This window comes from Bradyrhizobium sp. WSM4872, assembly GCF_055811715.1.
Map to the genome: position 1 here is coordinate 275,065 of NZ_JBVVPT010000004.1, position 15,528 is coordinate 290,592.

Sequence of the window (15,528 nt, forward strand, 5' to 3'; positions counted from 1 at the left end):
CGGCTGGATTAAATTTCGGTATGCGACAAGCTGCCTCGCGGGCGGCTTTCTCGCAAGCTTTCGTCGGTTTCACCCCAGCGTGACGCCGCTGTCCGTCAGCAGGCGCGCAAAGGCATCGCCGGCGAGATAGGCGTACTCGCGTTCGCGGACATCCGTCATGGGGTCGAGCCCGGTGAGGATGTCGTCGACGAAGCCGGGATGGCACATGATCAGGCCGCCATCCGGCAGGCCTTCGAGGAATTGCCGCATCAGCGCACCGAAATCGGCGGCTAGCGTGAAATCATAGGCGCCGGCGAAACCGGGATTGAAGCTGAGGCCCGCGTTGCCGGCACGGCGGCGGAATTGCGCGCTGAGGATATCGAGCACCATGGCTTTCGGTGAGGCCAGCCGTTGCATCAGCGGCAGGTCGCGGCCGCCCTGGCGCACCCAGGCTTTTGGCGCGGCTTCGGCGACTGCGTCGACAAATCCGTCGCGCACCTGCGGGTAGAGCTGCACATGTTGATGGCCGTCGACGAAGTCAGGCGCGCGCCCGAACGCTTTCGCGAAGGCTGCCAGCTGCGCCTTGACCTCATTGCGAAAGAACTCGCGGTCGAGCCTTCGCGCAAGACCCGCGCGCAGCAGCTTCGGAAACGGGAGAAACATGTCGCCGTCGAGCGGACGGAAATGCATGGTGAGCGGCCGGAACGGTGCCGACAACGTCACGTGCAATCCGATCGCGCAGCGCGGGCTCGCTTGCGCTGCTGCCTGGAGCGCCTCGATCTCGCTGCGCTCGACCGCAGGTCCCACCATCATCACCGAGGTGGCGTTGAGACGGCCGCGTTCGATCAGGTCGCGGATGGCGCGATTGACGCCCGGGCTGATGCCGTAATCGTCGGCGCAGAGCCAGATCCGCCGCGGCGGCGCGGCCGCGCTCATTCGGCCGCCGTCCTCTTCGAGGCGTCCAGACTTGAAGCGTCCAGGCTTGAAGCGTCCTGGCTTGAAGCGTCCTGGGCCTTGTCGGTCTCGAAATGCTTTTCACTGTGCTCGGCGACGAAGTAGATCGGCCGCGCCTTCAGCTCGGACAGGATCTTGCCGATATATTCGCCGACGATGCCGATCATGATGAGCTGCACGCCCCCGATCGTCATCAGGCCGATCACGAGTGAGGGATAACCGGGCACCTGCTTGCCGGTGGTCAAGACCTCCCAGAGGATCGACAGACCGAACAGGAACGCTCCGCCGGCGAGGATCACGCCGAGCAGGCTGGCGAAGCGCAGCGGCGCCACCGAGAACGAGGTGACGCCTTCGATCGAAAGACCAAGCAGACGCGCGGCGCTGAAGGTTGTCACGCCATGGGTGCGCGGCGCCGGTTCGTAATCAACGCGGATCTGGCGGAAGCCGATCCAGCTCGCGAGGCCCTTGAAGAAGCGGTTGCGCTCGGGCAGCTGCCTCAGTGCTGCGACCGCGCGCGGCGATAGCAGGCGGAAGTCACCGGCGTCTTCTGGTATCTTCTGGCGCGCGCCCCAATTGATCAGCGCATAGAAGCCGCGTCCGGCGAGCCGCCGCAGGAACGGCTCGTTGTCGCGATGCGCCTTGGCGGTATAGACGACGTCGTAGCCGTCCTCGATCCAGTGCCGCACCAGTCGCTCGACCAGCGACGGCGGATGCTGGCCGTCGCCGTCCATGAACAGCACCGCGCCGAGCCGGGCATGGTCGAGGCCGGCCATCAGCGCGGCCTCCTTGCCGAAATTGCGCGAGAGCGACACCACCTGGACGTCGACCGCGTCGGCCGGCAGTGAGCGGGCGATTGACAGCGTCGCGTCCGCGCTGCCGTCGTCGACATAGACGACCTCGCAAGCCAAGCGATAGCGCTGCCGCAAGGTCTTTGCGAGATCGCAGATGCGCTGGTGCAGGGCGGCGAGGCCCGCCGCTTCGTTGTAGACGGGGACGACAATCGACAGTCCCTTCGCGGCGGCGCTTGCCGCGGTGGTCGTCATGCCGGAAACGTCAGGGCCCAGCGTCATCGATCAAGGTTCCAGAGGCGATCAGGTTCTCTTGCAAGGTCATCTCGACAGCATATGGTAGCTGCCGTTTGCTGTCGCTACGCTGAACGGAATTGCTCATCAAACTTTGGGCTCACTGCCGCAGGAACGCCTCGAGCCTGGCGAACAGCGGGTTCTCCCGGTCGAACACGTAGTCCAGCGAAACCACCGAGACGGTCTCGGCGCCATGTCCGCGCAGGAAGCTCGCGAGTGCATAGAGCTGGCCCGGCGGGCAGTGCAGCGTGAGCATGCCTGACGAGGTCGGCCCGCCGAACGGGGCCTCGACGCCGAAGCGCTCGTGGGCCTCGATGAGCATGGCCGCGTCGCACTGGCGGAAGCGGGTGCGGACTTCGCGGTATTTGTTGGCCCGCGCCCGCGCCGCGATGTGATCGAGGATGATTCGCGCGGTCTCCCGCGCCTGCGGCGACCAATCGGCGTCCCTCGAGGCGACCAGATTGGCCTGGCTGCGCAGGATCACACCGTCGTCGAGCACCCGCAATCCATTGGCGGCGAGGGTCGCGCCGGTCGTGGTGATGTCGACGATCAACTCGGCGCTGCCGGCGGCCGGCGCGCCTTCGGTCGCGCCCGTGCTCTCGACGATGCGGTAATCGGTGATGCCCTGGCTCTGGAAGAAGGCGCGGGTGAGGTTGATGAACTTGGTCGCGACCCGCATCCGCATGTGATGCTGCTCGCGGAAGCCGGTGGTGACGTCGTCGAGGTCGGTCATGGTGCGGACGTCGATCCACGCCTGCGGCACCGCGACGACGACGTCGGCATAGCCGAAGCCGAGGCCTTCGATCAGGGCGACGCGCTTGTCGGCGTCCGCGATGGTCTCGCGCACCAGGTCCTCGCCGGTGACGCCGAGATGCGCCGAGCCGCGGGACAGTTGCGAGGCGATCTCGCTCGCCGAGAGATAGGCGACCTCGACATTGTCGAGGCCCGCGAGCGTGCCACGATAGTCGCGGGCGCCACCCGCCTTCGACAGCTTCAGCCCGGCGCGGGCGAAGAAGGCCTCGGTGTTTTCCTGCAGGCGGCCCTTGGAGGGAACGGCCAGAACGAATGGCGCGCTCATGACTTAAGCTCCCACCTTGCGGCCGATCCGGGTCAGCGCATCCACCCAGACCGAGAAACCGACCGCGGGAATCGGCTCGGCCGATCCAAGCTGGGTCATCAGCCCGTCATAGCGGCCGCCGGCAACCAGCGGCTCGGCGCCGTTGCCGCGGTGATGCAGCTCGAATTCGAAGCCGGTGTAGTAGTCGAGCCCGCGTCCGAACGCAGTCGAAAAACGCGTCCCCTTCACATCGATGCCGCGCGCGGCCATGAAGCCGACCCGGCTTTCGAACTGGTCGATCGCGGCACTGAGGTCGAGCTTTGCATCATTGGTCAGCGCGCGCAGCTCGGCGACGGCGTCATCGGGGTTACCCGATATCGACAGGAAACGCTTGAGCACGGCGATGGCCTCGCGCGGCAGCGCGCCGCCCTTCAGCGTCGACTGCTCGAGGAAGCGGTCGGCAATCTCGGCGGTGGTGCGGCCGCCGACATTGGTGGTGCCGGCGATCGACATCAGATCGGTGACGAAAGCGAGTGCCGCCTTGCGATCGGAGCCGGCGAGCGCCGCGAGCACGCCCTCATATTCGCTGCGGGTCGCGGTGGTCGCGGCTGCCAGCCGCTCCAGATCCTGCTCCAGGCTGATCTTGCGGTTGAAATCCTTGACCAGGCGGCGGCGCCAGACTGGATAGAGGTCGAGCGCGTCGAGCAGCGCGTTGAACAGCGCCACGTCCCCGGTGCGGATCTCGACGTCGCGGACGCCGAAGGCTGCGGTCGCCTCCAGCGCCAGCGCCAGCATCTCGGCGTCGGCCGCGGCGCGGTCCTGCCGGCCGAACGATTCGATGCCGGCCTGCAGGAATTCGCTGCTCTGGCCGTTGCGGTAGCGGAACACCGGACCGAGATAACTGAACCCGGCCGGCTGGCCGGCACGGCCAGAGCCGAGGTAATCGCGGGCCACCGGAATGGTCAGGTCCGGGCGCAGGCAGAGCTCCTCGCCGGAGAGGTCCGTGGTCAGGTACAGGCTCTTGCGGATGTCCTCGCCGGAGAGGTCCAGGAACGGTTCGGCCGGCTGCAGGATGGCGGGCTCGGCCCTGACATAGCCGGCCTGCGCGAACGACAGCAGCAGCGTGTCCGCCCAGGCGGCGGAGCCGGCAGCATGTGAGGTGGCAGTCGGGGTCATCTCGGGGTCCATCGTCCCGGTGGAACCGGGCAGGGCAAGCAGGCGAAGCGAATTGCCGCAGGCCTTAGCATGGCCCGAAAGCGGTTTCGACCTCCAAAGGATCAATCGCTTAACGGCGTCGGAGCGAGGCGCGGTCATCACAGGAGGCGAAGCCCGAATCGGGTCTCGCACTGATTCGGGGTAGTATAATACCAAGTTCATGCGGCTGCCCGACCGGGACAGGTAGGGAGGCCTTACCCTCATTCATTTCGGGCCAGGGACGTCTCCGGGCGCTTCCACGAGGAATGCGTCGCCTGGGGCGGAAAGCTCCGGCCGCCTTCGGACTCACCCCATCCGCGAGCTGCTCGGCCCGTTTGAGAATACTCCACCGGTCGCATACTCAATTTGGGTAGGGGGACGATCCGTTCGCAGAGCCTTCGTTTACAATGCGAGTTGGTTTCCGATTCATGTGCAACGCAACCGATGGTATCCGGTCGCGCGACACACGCTGGCCTATATGCTGTTTTCGATCTGCGACATGTTCCGGCACTAAGACGAATTCGATCCACTCGACCTTCTGATCGTCCGTGCCATTCTTAATGCCCCGACCTCCGGCGCGCCGGCGTCGACGGGCCGGATGATTGCGTGGCGCTAAAGTCGCAGTTTCCAAGAAGAAGGCCAGGTAAGCAGCAGAACATGGATCAAAGCCGTCTAGTCCCTGCTCGCGAGGGAATGCAAAAGAGAGCGGCGGATCGCTTGATGTCGTTCCAGGATCTCAAGCCGTCCTCGGCGCTCGAGCTCAATTCGTATGACATCGATCATTTCGGCGAGACCGAGAAATACGCCGGCGCATCGAGCATGCCGTTGTCGGCCGGGGTGACAGCGATCATGCGTGCCCGGCTCACCTTGCCGAGCCTGACCCTGTCGCTGTTGAAAACCTTCCCCCGGATCATTCGAGGCTATCAGTTCACCAATGCTGCCGCAGTGGCGGTACCGATGGATCACGTGACCTCTGCCCGCATCAACGGGCAATCGATGGGCGGTTCTGTCCTCGTATTGAAAGGTGATTCAGATTGCTTGGTGCATGAGCCGGAGGGGCGTCTGCTGGCAGTGGTCTACTTCAGTCCATCCGGGCGGGAGCCATTGCCTGAATTGGGCGATGGATGCCATTTGCTGAATCCGGCGCCGGACGTGCTTGCCTCGCTACGCCGTCTGATCTCGATCTCGCTTGAAACCGCAGCAAATGACCCAGACTTTCTGAACGAGCCGGCTTCGCAAGCACTTGTCGAACAGTCGCTGCTCAGCACGATGGATGCGGCGATCTGGTCCAGTGTCGCAAGCGGACCTGTGTCATCCACCAGCGAGCATTATCGGCGGATCGTGGCTGATATGGAGAAACTGATCCGGCGCGATCTGATGATCTGGCACAAGACGACCGAACTGGCGGAGCAGGCGGGCGTGTCGGTCCGGACTCTCCAGAGTGCGACACGGGCCATCTGCGGCATGAGCCCACATCGCTATAGCCGAGTCTTACGCCTCTGGTCGGTGCGCAAGCAACTGCGTACCGGTCGAGCAGGCCGGAGTGTGAAGTCCTGTGCGCTTGCGCATGGTTTCTGGCATCTCAGCGAGTTCGCAGCGAGCTACAGAGAGGCTTTCGGAGAGTTGCCTTCCGAGACTCTGAACCGATCGCTACGAGGCGAATAGCACGGTGCGGTTGCCCTCTACCTGGTTCGGTGGCCTTGGGCTGCTCGGATGATCGGCAGCTGAAGGCCAACCAAATATTGCCTTAGCCGCGTTCACCACCCCAGTCGCCCAGCACCGCCTGCACCAGCGCCAGCGCGGCCACCGCGGCCGTATCGGCCCGCATGATCCGGGGTCCCAGCGCCAGCCGCAGGATTTTCGGCTGCCGCAGCAACAGGGCCCGCTCTTCCCCGGCAAAGCCGCCTTCGGGGCCGATCAGCACGTCGATTCCCTGCGCCGCGCCTGCGCCTTGCAGGCTCTGAATGGGATTTTCGAGCTCCGCCGCCTCGTCGCAGAAGATCAGCAGCCTGCCGGCGGTGCGCTGGCTGAGGAAGCGCTCCAGCGGCATCGGCTCAGTAACGGTGGCGATGCTGAGAATGCCGCATTGCTCGGCCGCCTCGACGACATTGGCACGCATCCGCTCGGTATTGACGCGGGAGGCCTGGGTGAACCGGGTCAGAACCGGCTGAAGGCTGGCGGCGCCCATCTCGATGGCCTTCTGCACCATGTAGTCGAGCCGGGCATGCTTGAGCGGGGCGAAGACGTAGGCGAGGTCGGGCAGCCGGTCCTGCGGCCGGGTCTGCTGGAGGATGACGAGGCCGTCCGGCCGTTTGCGGCCTTCAATGGCAGCCTGCCATTCGCCGTCGCGGCCGTTGAACGCCAAGACCTCGGCCCCGGCGGCTAGCCGCAGCACATTGCCGAGATAGTTGCTCTGGTCGCGGTCGAGCTCGACCCTGCCGTCCTGGGCAAGGGGGGCGTCGACGAACAGGCGGGGGCCGCGGAAATCGTGGGAAGGCATGGTTCAAAGGTCCGATTTGGCGCCGTTCTTAGCCGAAAGCAGTACTTTCGGGGTAAATTTTGCCAAAATGGTGCGTCGGCGCGCCGCGCTCTCGCCCTATTCAACGGGTTGTTAAGGGCCGGCGGGAATCGTAAAATCGCGAGCACGCTGGTTGCGCTTCAATTGGGAAGACGCCGAACCCCGCAAGCTCCTGCCGGAGAGACTGCCTTGATGATCCGTCATTTGATGGTTCCGATCACTGCCGCCATGGTCACGATGGGCGCCGTTTGTGCCTATGCGCAGGGCTTCCCCGCGCCGCTGCCGGGCCAGGCCCCAGCTAGTTCCGCGTTTCCGCCCGTGAACGGCTCGGCGCCCGTCGCCTCGGTCGGCGGCGCGCCGCAATCCTCCTTCCCCGTGAACGGCGCCGCGCCCGTCGGTGGCGCCGGCGCCTTCAGCGCGGCCCCGCCGACGCAAGCCGGTCCCGGCGAGGACTGCATGAAGGCCTTCATGCCTCTGCGCGAGGATGCCGAAAAGCGCGGCAAGCTGATCAAGGCCGCGAGCGACCGTCACGCCCCGCCTGATGAGGCCTGCAAGCTGATCCGCAACTTCAGCCAGGCCGAGACCAAGATGATCAAGTACATCGAGGCCAACGCCTCGAAGTGCGGGATCCCGGCGCAAGTCGGCGCGCAAATGAAGGACGGCCACAAGAACACCGAAGCCATGGCGGCGAAGGTCTGCAATGTTGCGCAGCAGATGCAGAACCAGCCGCGCGGTCCGGCCGGTCCGTCGCTGAGCGAAGTGCTGGGTTCGGGCTCGGCGCCCGAGGCCAATGCGGGCAAGAAGGGCGGCAGCACCTTCGACACACTCAACGGCAACGTCCTGACCCGATGATACACGTGCCGCCGATTTGAAGTTCCTACGGTGCCTGCCGCGAGATCCTCATAGGAAGTTCAAATCGATAGATAAGCGGCACGTGAATTATAGTTTCTTGCTAGTGCCCTTGTAGTTTTCGAAGTTCGTACCGGAATACGCCGCGATGGAATACGAACTTCGAAAACTGGGCACTAGCACATCCGCCCGAGTTGCCGATTCCACCGGCAACTGGGTCGATACGCGCGCGCCGCAATGGGCGCGGCCTTATCTGCGCTTGTCCCGCTTCGATCGTCCGATCGGCTCCTGGCTCCTGTTGATGCCGTGCTGGTGGTCGGCGGCGCTCGCCGCCGGCATGGCGCATGACGTCCGCGGCCTGCCGCTCACCATCATCCTGTTCTTCATCGGCGCCTTCGTCATGCGGGGGGCAGGCTGTACCTGGAACGACATCACCGATCGTGACCTCGACGACAAGGTCGAGCGCACCCGCTCGCGGCCGCTGCCGTCGGGCCAGGTGAGCGCAAAGCAGGCGCTGGCCTTCATGGTCGCGCAAGCGTTGATCGGGCTCGTGGTGTTGTTGCAGTTCAACCGCTTTGCGATCCTGACCGGCATCGCCTCGCTGCTGATCGTCGCGATCTACCCGTTCATGAAGCGCATCACCTGGTGGCCGCAGATCGTGCTCGGGCTCGCGTTCTCCTGGGGCGCACTGATGGGATTTGCCGTCACCTTCGGGCGCATCGACGTCACCGCGCTCGTGCTCTATGCCGGCGCGATTTCCTGGGTGATCGGCTACGACACGATCTACGCGCATCAGGACGCCGAGGACGATGCGCTTATCGGCATCAAATCCACCGCGCGCCTGTTCGGCGCGCATACGCACCAGGCGCTGATCCTGTTCTACGGCCTCGCGGTGCTGCTGATCGGCGTGGCGCTGGCGTCGGGCGATGCGCGCTGGCCGGCCTGGCTCGGACTCGGCGCCTTCGCCGTGCATCTGGCCTCGCAGATCGCGCGGCTGAATATCAGCGACGGCGATCTCTGCAAACGCCTATTCTATTCGAACCGCGACGCGGGATTTCTGCTGTTTGCTGGTTTGCTGACCGACGCGGTGCTGCGCGCGGCTTAAGTCCGCGCGATGATCTCGCGCTCATCGCGATGCACCGACAACTCGCGTGCGACACCGGTGCGGCGGCGCATCAGAAATTTCGGACGGCGGTGGCGGATCGCGTTGGCGCGGCGACGGCGCGGCGCGGGCTTGCGTGCGCCTTCGTCGAGCTGCGGAAGCGCGAACAGCTCGCTCCAGATCGCCCAGGCCTCAACGAGTTCGTCGCCGTCGGCGCTGACCAGCAGCGGAATGGAGAGCGAGGGATCGCGATGCACGAGGACGAGGGTCTGGGCCTCGTCGTTGCCGCGCAGCGCGACGCCCGTGAAGTCGCTGACGCGGACGTTGATCGCCATCCGCATGCCGCGGACGGCACGGTGCAGCACGACACGTTCGCGATGAAGCTCGATCTGCCGGACATATCCGTCGGCGCGCGGATCATGCGCATCGAAGCGGACCGGAAGGGAAAGGGGGTCGAGCCGCAGGGAGCGGCTCGACCCGGCGGGAGCGATCCCGCTTGTTGCTGTTTGACGCCTCACGGCTTTAGTTCTCCCCGCCGGGATTATGTTCCCGGTCGATGCGACGACCTTAGCGCGCGCCTTTCCGAAACCGCTTAAAAAGGCTGGTTAATCCAACCTCACCGCCGCGCATGATTGACAAGACCTTGGCGCGCATGATTGACGAGACGTTGCGCGCAAGGTGCGAATCTGAGCTTTTGGTGCGCTGAAAATGCTTGAAGTCCGCGCGATCAGGGCACATCTGTGGGTTCCGGTCCCGCAGCCCGCCCCAACAGGATTTCGTTTGTGAACCCTTCACCAAGCTCGACGCTTTCGCCCAAGGATTCGTCCACAGCCAGCCGCGACCTGTTCGACCAGTCTGCGCTCTCCGATCTCGCGCAGCGGCTGGTGGAGGCTGCCCGGCGCGCCGGCGCGGATGCGGCCGATGCGGTCGCCGTGCGTGGCGTCTCGCAAGGCGTCGAGGTGCGCGACGGCCGGGTCGAGGAATCCGAACGTTCCGAGGGCGACGATGTCGGCTTGCGCGTGCTGGTCGGCCGGCGCCAGGCGGTGGTCTCGACCAACGACGCCAGCGGCGATGCCGTGACCAAGCTTGCCGAGCGAGCGGTTGCGATGGCGCGCGTCGCGCCCGACGACAAATATGTCGGCCTTGCCGATCCGGCACTGCTCGCGCGCGACTTCCCCGATCTCGATCTGCTCGACCCTGATGTGCCCGCCACCTCGGAACTCGAGCGCCGCGCGCTCGAAGCCGAGGCCGCGGCGCTCGCTGTGAAGGGCGTGACCAAATCCGGCGGCGCCTCGGCTTCCGCCGGCATGGGCGGCATGGTGCTCGTCACCAGCACCGGCTTCCACGGCTCTTATCTGCGGTCCAGCCAGGGCATCTCCGCCACCGCCATTGTCGGCGACGGGACCGGCATGGAGCGCGACTACGATTTCACCTCGGCGCCGCATGGTGCAGACCTCTTGTCACCGGAGATCGTCGGCCGTTCCGCGGGCGAGCGCACCGTGGCCCGCGCCAATCCGCGCAAGGTCGAGACTTGCAAGGTGCCCGTGGTGTTCGATCCGCGCGTCGCGGGCTCGCTGGTCGGTCACGTCGTCGGCGCCATCAATGGCGCTTCGATCGCGCGCAAGACCAGCTTTCTGAAGGACAAGCTCGGCCAGCAGCTGTTCGCCAAGAACATCCGCATCATCGACGATCCCCTGCGCAAACGCGGCCTGCGCTCGCAGACGTTCGACGCCGAAGGCGTCGCCGTGAAGAAGATCGCGCTGATCGACGAAGGCGTGCTGACGACCTGGCTGCTCGATTGCGCCACCGCGCGTGAGCTCGGTCTCACCACCACCGGTCACGCCCATCGCGGCGTCTCCTCCTCGCCGTCGCCCGGGCCGTATAATCTGCATCTTGAACCCGGCGCGCCCACGCCGGCCGAACTGATCTCCGACATCAAGCAGGGGTTCTACGTCACCGATCTGATCGGCTCGGGCGTCAACGGCGTGACCGGCGATTACAGCCGCGGCGCCTCCGGCTTCTGGATCGAGAACGGCGAACTCACCTATCCCGTGAGCGAGGTGACGATCGCCGGCCATCTGTTCGAGATCTTCAAGTCGATGCAGCCGGCGAACAATCTCGAGTTCCGCTACGGCGTCAATGCGCCGACCGTGCGCATCGAGGGTTTGACGCTTGGCGGACGTTGACGCGAACGCAACAGGTGAAGCCATCCTGACGCGCGACGCGGCGCTGCTGCAAGATACGGTGCGGGAGGCGGGCGCACTGGCGCAGTCGATGTTCCGCACCGAGCTGAAGAAGTGGACCAAGGGCGCGTCCTCGCCGGTCTCGGAAGCCGACATTGCCGTCAACGATCTCCTGGAATCGCGCCTGCGCGCGGCGACGCCCGACTATGGTTGGCTGTCGGAGGAGAGCGCCGACGACGAGGTGCGGCTGTCGCGGCGGCTGACCTGGATAGTCGATCCCATCGACGGCACCCGCAACTACCTCAATGGTCACGACGAATGGTGCGTCAGCGTCGCGCTGGTCGAGGATGCCTCGCCGGTGCTGGCTGCGGTGTTCGCACCGACGAGCGATGAGTTCTTCTTCGCCGCCCGCGGCCAGGGCACGACCCTCAACCAGCTGCCGGTGCGGGCGACGGCGGGATCCGAGCTCGACTTCTCGCGGGTCGCGGGTCCGAAGCCCCTGGTCGAGCGCCTGAAGCCCTCACTGGGCGAGATCAAGCTGCATCCGCGAATCGGTTCGCTCGCGCTGCGTCTGTGCCGGGTCGCCCATGGCGCGCTCGATGCGGCTTTTGCGGGCGGCAACAGTCATGATTGGGACCTTGCCGCGGCCGATTTGATCGTGCAGGAAGCCGATGGTAGGATGAGCGATCTCTCCGGAGATCCCATCCTCTATAACCGCCGGCAAGTCACGCATGGGGTGCTGGTGGCAGCGGGTCGCGATCGTCATGCGAACATTGTTTCGCATTTTCGAAACCGCCCCTTGCCGTGAAGCGCTTTCTCGTGCTTGTCGAACACTGCTTTGCCGGGCAGCCCGTTAGGAACAGAACCGATGCCAGATAGTGCCCCGCAACAACTGCTCCACCTCGTCGTCGGCGGCGAGCTCGTCGATCTCGAGCACAACACCTTCAAGAACCTCGACGACGTCGAGATCGTCGGCCTCTATCCGAACTACGCGACCGCGCACGCCGCCTGGCGCGCCAAGGCGCAGAGCACGGTCGACAACGCGCAGATGCGCTATTTCATCGTCCATCTCCACCGGCTGCTCGACCCGAATCAAGAACCGGCGCGTTGAAAAAGCTGCTTCGCAATACGCTGAGGAGCAGCTTCGTCCAGCGTGCCGTCGGAATCCTGGCGGCGGAATATCTGCGTCTGGTCTGGCGGACGAACAAATTCACGTTCGATCCGCCCGACGTCTACGACCGTGTCGAGCCGCAGATCCCGGCGATCTTCGCGTTCTGGCACGGCCAGCATTTCCTCACCCCCTTCATCAAGAACAAGGACTGGTACAAGGCCAGGGTCCTGATCTCCCGTCACCGCGACGGCGAGTTCAACGCGATTGCCGCCGAGCGGCTCGGCATCGGCACCATCCGCGGGTCCGGCGACCATGGCGGCGCGTTTCATCGGAAGGGCGGGGTCGGCGCCTTCAAGGAAATGGTGCGGACGCTCCAGGACGGTTGTAATGTCGCGCTGACCGCCGACGTCCCCAAGCGCTCGCGCGTGGCCGGGCTCGGCATCATCATGCTGGCACGGGAATCGGGGCGGCCGATCATGCCTTTTGCGATGGCGACCAGCCGCTTCGTCCGGCTCAAGAACTGGGATCGCACCACCATCAACCTGCCGTTCGGGCGGGGCGCATTGGTCGGCATCAAGGAAATCCACGTTCCGCCGGACGCGAACGCCGCCACCATGGAAGCGCTGCGGCTCGAGCTGGAGGAGACCTTGAACGAGGCGACCCGCCGCGCCTATGCGCAACTCGGCCGGCCGGGACCTGCAGATGCCTAAATCGCTGCCCGGCTCGCTGCCGTTGACGCTGCGGATGTACCGGCGCCTGGCGCGCGGCCTGGTGCCGCTCGCGCCTGTGCTGATCAAGCGGCGCCTGAAGCAGGGCAAGGAAGATCCCGCGCGCGTCGGCGAACGGCGGGGCCTGTCCCGGGACGTGCGGCCGCATGGTCCGCTGGTCTGGATTCACGGCGCCAGCGTCGGCGAGGTCCTCGCCGCGGCGGCACTGATCGAGCGCCTGCGCGATCTGAACCTGCGCATTCTGCTCACCTCGGGCACCGTCACGTCCGCTGCAATTGTCGCAAAGCGTTTTCCGCCCGACGTCATCCATCAATACGTGCCGTATGATTCCCCGCGTTATGTCGCGCGCTTCCTCGATCATTGGAAGCCGTCCCTGGCGCTGTTCATCGAATCCGATCTCTGGCCGAACCTGATCCTGGCCGGCGCGGCGCGCCGCGTGCCGATGGTGCTGATCAACGGGCGGATGTCGCCGCGCTCCTTCCCGCGCTGGCGCCGCATGCAAGGCACCATCTCGGCGCTGCTATCGCGGTTCGACATTTGTCTGGCGCAGTCGAAGACCGATGCCCAGCGCTTCGCGGCGCTCGGCGGCCGCGACGTCGTCACCACGGGCAATCTCAAGCTCGACGTTCCCGCGCCGCCGGCCGATCCCGCCAAGCTCGAACGGCTGACGGCGATGACGCGCGGGCGTCCGATCATCGTCGCGGCCTCGACCCATCCGGGCGAGGAGGAGATGCTGGTGGCGGCGCATCGCAGCCTCAGCGGTTTCTTCCCGCAGCTCCTGACCGTGATCGTGCCGCGCCATCCGGATCGCGGCTCCTCGATCGCAGGCCTGATCACGGCGTCCGGCCTGAAGCCGGGCCTGCGCTCGCGCGACGAGCTGCCGACGGCGGCCACCGACGTTTACATCGCCGACACCATGGGCGAGCTCGGCCTGTTCTACCGCCTCTCGGACATCGTGTTCATGGGCGGATCGCTGATCCACCACGGCGGCCAGAATCCGATCGAAGCGATCAAGCTCGGCGCGGCCATCGTCCATGGTCCGCACGTCTTCAATTTCGCCGACGTCTACGAGGCGCTCGATCACAGCGGCGGCGCGCGCCAGGCCGACACCCAGGAACTGCTGATCAAGCAACTCGGTCAGCTGCTCGCCGATCCTGCCCTGCGCCAGAAGATCCAGCAGTCGGGCGGCGGCGTGGTCGAGGATCTCGGCGGCGCGCTCAACCGCACCATGACTGCGCTCGAGCCTTATCTTCTGCAGTTGCGGATCGAGATGGGGGCCGCCAATGCGTGAGCCGGCCTTCTGGTACCGGCCACGTTCGCTCGAATCGTACGCATTGGGGCCGCTGGGTGCGCTCTATGGCGCGATCACGGAACGGCGGATGCTGCGCGAGGGCGTCGACGCCGGCATCCCCGTGATCTGCGTCGGCAACTATCATGTCGGCGGCGCCGGCAAGACGCCGACCGTGCTGGCGCTCACGAAGCTCCTGCGTGAGCTCGGCGAGACGCCGGTGGTGCTCAGCCGCGGCTATGGCGGCAGCCTCAAGGGCCCGGTGATGGTCGACCGGATGCGTCACACCGCGTCCGATATCGGCGACGAGCCGCTGATGATGGCGCGCGACGTTCCTGTCACGGTTGCGCGCGACCGCCTCGACGGCGTCGTGCTGGCCAAATCGCAAGGCGCCACCGTGATCCTGATGGACGACGGTTTCCAGAACCCGCGTCTCCTCAAGGACACCTCGCTGATCGTGATCGACAGCGAGCGCGGCCTCGGCAACGGCAGGGTGTTTCCGGCCGGTCCGCTGCGTGCGCCGCTGAAGGCGCAGCTCGCGCGCACCGACGCGCTGGTCGTGAGCGGCGGCGGCCGCGCCGCCGACGATCTCGCCGCCGAGCTTGCCAGGCGCAACAAGCCGGAACTGCGCGCGCGGTTGAAACCCGACGCCGGATCGGTCGCAAGACTGCTGGGCAAGCCGGTGTTCGCGTTCGCCGGCATCGGCGATCCCGAACGGTTCTTCCGCAGCTTGCGTGCCGGCGGTATCGAGCTCGCGCGCACCCGCGCCTTCGCCGATCATCACATGTATTCAAACGACGAGATCGCAGCCCTCGCCACAGAGGCGCGGCGCGCGCAGCAAACACTGGTCACGACGGAAAAGGATCTCGCGCGTCTGCACGGCCGCGAAGGCGTGCCGGATGGCATCGTGCCTTTCGCCGTCCAGCTCGAATTCGACGACCCGGCTGCGCTCCGGCAATTAATCAGCGACCATCTTTACAAGGCGCGCGAGCGGCGGTTCTCAAGGCGCTGAAACCCGTTGTCGTCCTGGCGAACGCCAGGACCCATTGCCACCGAATTTAGTTTTGCGATTCACTGTGGCTCCGCCTGTGCCTCACATGCGCGGGCGGGGTAATGGGCCCTGGCTTTCGCCAGGGCGACGAGCACATTCACGCGCCATTCATCGCAGGGCTCCTATCGATCTCACACGATCAGGAGACTTCAATGAAACAACCGCCCCCCGCCTCACGCTTGCGGCTTGGGCGCGCCCGGGTAATGCCGTTCGAGCACGGCGGCGGGCGTGGCGTAGGCTTCCTGCAAATCCACGCTCCAGTATTTCAACTCGTCGAGCGGGATGCGCGTATCGGTGATCGCGCAACGCACGAAGGTCCCCGGCGAGATCACGCGGAAATCGCCGTCGAGATACTGCACCTGCGCTTCGCCATGGCCCGAGGGGCCGAACTTGTTCAGCACGGTCGAAAGTCTCCGTGGAAGGCCGCTCCGG

16 protein-coding genes are annotated in these 15,528 nt (G+C 65.6%); 9 read left to right on the top strand and 7 right to left on the bottom strand.

The window, feature by feature from the left end:
• Positions 1-69: 69 nt before the first annotated feature.
• The 4 genes from AC0L3C_RS08790 to AC0L3C_RS08805 all read right to left on the bottom strand — a co-directional run bounded on the left by AC0L3C_RS08790 (position 70) and on the right by AC0L3C_RS08805 (position 4,248).
• Positions 70-915 (bottom strand): ChbG/HpnK family deacetylase, encoded by an 846-nt coding sequence (locus AC0L3C_RS08790; RefSeq protein ID WP_473407681.1) that lies wholly within the window; start codon positions 913-915, stop codon positions 70-72.
• A complete protein-coding gene (locus tag AC0L3C_RS08795) occupies positions 912-2,003 on the bottom strand; it encodes a glycosyltransferase family 2 protein (protein ID WP_473407682.1) in 1,092 nt (363 codons plus the stop codon). The genes AC0L3C_RS08790 and AC0L3C_RS08795 overlap by 4 nt, the downstream gene beginning before the upstream one ends.
• 112 nt (positions 2,004-2,115) lie before the next feature.
• Entirely contained in the window at positions 2,116-3,093 is a 978-nt protein-coding gene (hisG, locus tag AC0L3C_RS08800; protein WP_473407683.1) for an ATP phosphoribosyltransferase, read from the bottom strand.
• A 3-nt stretch (positions 3,094-3,096) separates the two neighbouring features.
• Positions 3,097-4,248, bottom strand: coding sequence for an ATP phosphoribosyltransferase regulatory subunit (locus AC0L3C_RS08805; protein ID WP_473407684.1), 1,152 nt, complete (start codon positions 4,246-4,248; stop codon positions 3,097-3,099).
• A gap of 738 nt (positions 4,249-4,986) precedes the next feature.
• Between AC0L3C_RS08805 and AC0L3C_RS08810 the strand changes: the two genes are divergently transcribed.
• Complete coding sequence (locus AC0L3C_RS08810) at positions 4,987-5,931, top strand: helix-turn-helix domain-containing protein (RefSeq protein ID WP_473407685.1); 945 nt, start codon at positions 4,987-4,989, stop codon at positions 5,929-5,931.
• 82 nt (positions 5,932-6,013) lie between these two features.
• Here the strand turns inward: AC0L3C_RS08810 and AC0L3C_RS08815 are convergent, their stop codons facing one another.
• On the bottom strand, positions 6,014-6,766 hold the full coding sequence (locus tag AC0L3C_RS08815) for a 16S rRNA (uracil(1498)-N(3))-methyltransferase (protein WP_473407686.1): 753 nt from the start codon (positions 6,764-6,766) through the stop codon (positions 6,014-6,016).
• A gap of 210 nt (positions 6,767-6,976) precedes the next feature.
• Between AC0L3C_RS08815 and AC0L3C_RS08820 the strand changes: the two genes are divergently transcribed.
• Positions 6,977-7,636 carry a hypothetical protein gene (locus AC0L3C_RS08820; protein ID WP_473265757.1) on the top strand — a complete coding sequence of 220 codons (660 nt, stop codon included), beginning with the start codon at positions 6,977-6,979 and terminating at the stop codon, positions 7,634-7,636.
• Between the two features lie 145 nt (positions 7,637-7,781).
• Complete coding sequence (gene ubiA / locus AC0L3C_RS08825) at positions 7,782-8,738, top strand: 4-hydroxybenzoate octaprenyltransferase (RefSeq protein ID WP_473407687.1); 957 nt, start codon at positions 7,782-7,784, stop codon at positions 8,736-8,738.
• Here ubiA and AC0L3C_RS08830 read toward each other — a convergent pair.
• On the bottom strand, positions 8,735-9,253 hold the full coding sequence (locus tag AC0L3C_RS08830) for a DUF6101 family protein (protein WP_473278637.1): 519 nt from the start codon (positions 9,251-9,253) through the stop codon (positions 8,735-8,737). The genes ubiA and AC0L3C_RS08830 overlap by 4 nt on opposite strands.
• Positions 9,254-9,517: 264 nt before the next feature.
• Between AC0L3C_RS08830 and AC0L3C_RS08835 the strand changes: the two genes are divergently transcribed.
• Genes AC0L3C_RS08835 through lpxK form a run of 6 tightly spaced genes read left to right on the top strand, consistent with a single transcriptional unit; the run spans position 9,518 to position 15,057 of the window.
• Positions 9,518-10,921, top strand: coding sequence for a TldD/PmbA family protein (locus AC0L3C_RS08835; protein WP_473407689.1), 1,404 nt, complete (start codon positions 9,518-9,520; stop codon positions 10,919-10,921).
• Positions 10,908-11,726, top strand: coding sequence for an inositol monophosphatase family protein (locus AC0L3C_RS08840; protein WP_473407690.1), 819 nt, complete (start codon positions 10,908-10,910; stop codon positions 11,724-11,726). Before AC0L3C_RS08835 ends, AC0L3C_RS08840 begins: the two co-directional genes overlap by 14 nt.
• Positions 11,727-11,786: 60 nt before the next feature.
• A complete protein-coding gene (locus tag AC0L3C_RS08845; protein WP_007596929.1) occupies positions 11,787-12,029 on the top strand; it encodes a DUF4170 domain-containing protein in 243 nt (80 codons plus the stop codon).
• Positions 12,026-12,739, top strand: a complete 714-nt coding sequence (locus AC0L3C_RS08850; RefSeq protein ID WP_027520420.1) for a lysophospholipid acyltransferase family protein — start codon at positions 12,026-12,028, stop codon at positions 12,737-12,739. The genes AC0L3C_RS08845 and AC0L3C_RS08850 overlap by 4 nt, the downstream gene beginning before the upstream one ends.
• On the top strand, positions 12,702-14,048 hold the full coding sequence (locus AC0L3C_RS08855) for a 3-deoxy-D-manno-octulosonic acid transferase (RefSeq protein WP_473407691.1): 1,347 nt from the start codon (positions 12,702-12,704) through the stop codon (positions 14,046-14,048). Before AC0L3C_RS08850 ends, AC0L3C_RS08855 begins: the two co-directional genes overlap by 38 nt.
• The gene (gene lpxK / locus AC0L3C_RS08860; RefSeq protein WP_473407692.1) at positions 14,041-15,057 is read left to right on the top strand and encodes a tetraacyldisaccharide 4'-kinase; all 1,017 of its coding nucleotides are present in this window, start codon (positions 14,041-14,043) and stop codon (positions 15,055-15,057) included. Before AC0L3C_RS08855 ends, lpxK begins: the two co-directional genes overlap by 8 nt.
• 212 nt (positions 15,058-15,269) lie before the next feature.
• Here the strand turns inward: lpxK and AC0L3C_RS08865 are convergent, their stop codons facing one another.
• Positions 15,270-15,497 (bottom strand): DUF2093 domain-containing protein, encoded by a 228-nt coding sequence (locus tag AC0L3C_RS08865; RefSeq protein ID WP_007596922.1) that lies wholly within the window; start codon positions 15,495-15,497, stop codon positions 15,270-15,272.
• Between the last annotated feature and the right edge of the window lie 31 nt (positions 15,498-15,528).

Coding starts and splice junctions, on each gene's coding strand:
- AC0L3C_RS08815 (WP_473407686.1), bottom strand. CDS start 6,766: ATGCCTTCCCACGATTTCCGCGGCCCCCGCCTGTTCGTCGACGCCCCC.
- AC0L3C_RS08845 (WP_007596929.1), top strand. CDS start 11,787: ATGCCAGATAGTGCCCCGCAACAACTGCTCCACCTCGTCGTCGGCGGC.
- AC0L3C_RS08810 (WP_473407685.1), top strand. CDS start 4,987: ATGTCGTTCCAGGATCTCAAGCCGTCCTCGGCGCTCGAGCTCAATTCG.
- AC0L3C_RS08805 (WP_473407684.1), bottom strand. CDS start 4,248: ATGACCCCGACTGCCACCTCACATGCTGCCGGCTCCGCCGCCTGGGCG.
- AC0L3C_RS08820 (WP_473265757.1), top strand. CDS start 6,977: ATGATCCGTCATTTGATGGTTCCGATCACTGCCGCCATGGTCACGATG.
- AC0L3C_RS08790 (WP_473407681.1), bottom strand. CDS start 915: ATGAGCGCGGCCGCGCCGCCGCGGCGGATCTGGCTCTGCGCCGACGAT.
- lpxK (WP_473407692.1), top strand. CDS start 14,041: ATGCGTGAGCCGGCCTTCTGGTACCGGCCACGTTCGCTCGAATCGTAC.
- AC0L3C_RS08795 (WP_473407682.1), bottom strand. CDS start 2,003: ATGACGCTGGGCCCTGACGTTTCCGGCATGACGACCACCGCGGCAAGC.
- ubiA (WP_473407687.1), top strand. CDS start 7,782: ATGGAATACGAACTTCGAAAACTGGGCACTAGCACATCCGCCCGAGTT.
- hisG (WP_473407683.1), bottom strand. CDS start 3,093: ATGAGCGCGCCATTCGTTCTGGCCGTTCCCTCCAAGGGCCGCCTGCAG.
- AC0L3C_RS08855 (WP_473407691.1), top strand. CDS start 12,702: ATGCGCAACTCGGCCGGCCGGGACCTGCAGATGCCTAAATCGCTGCCC.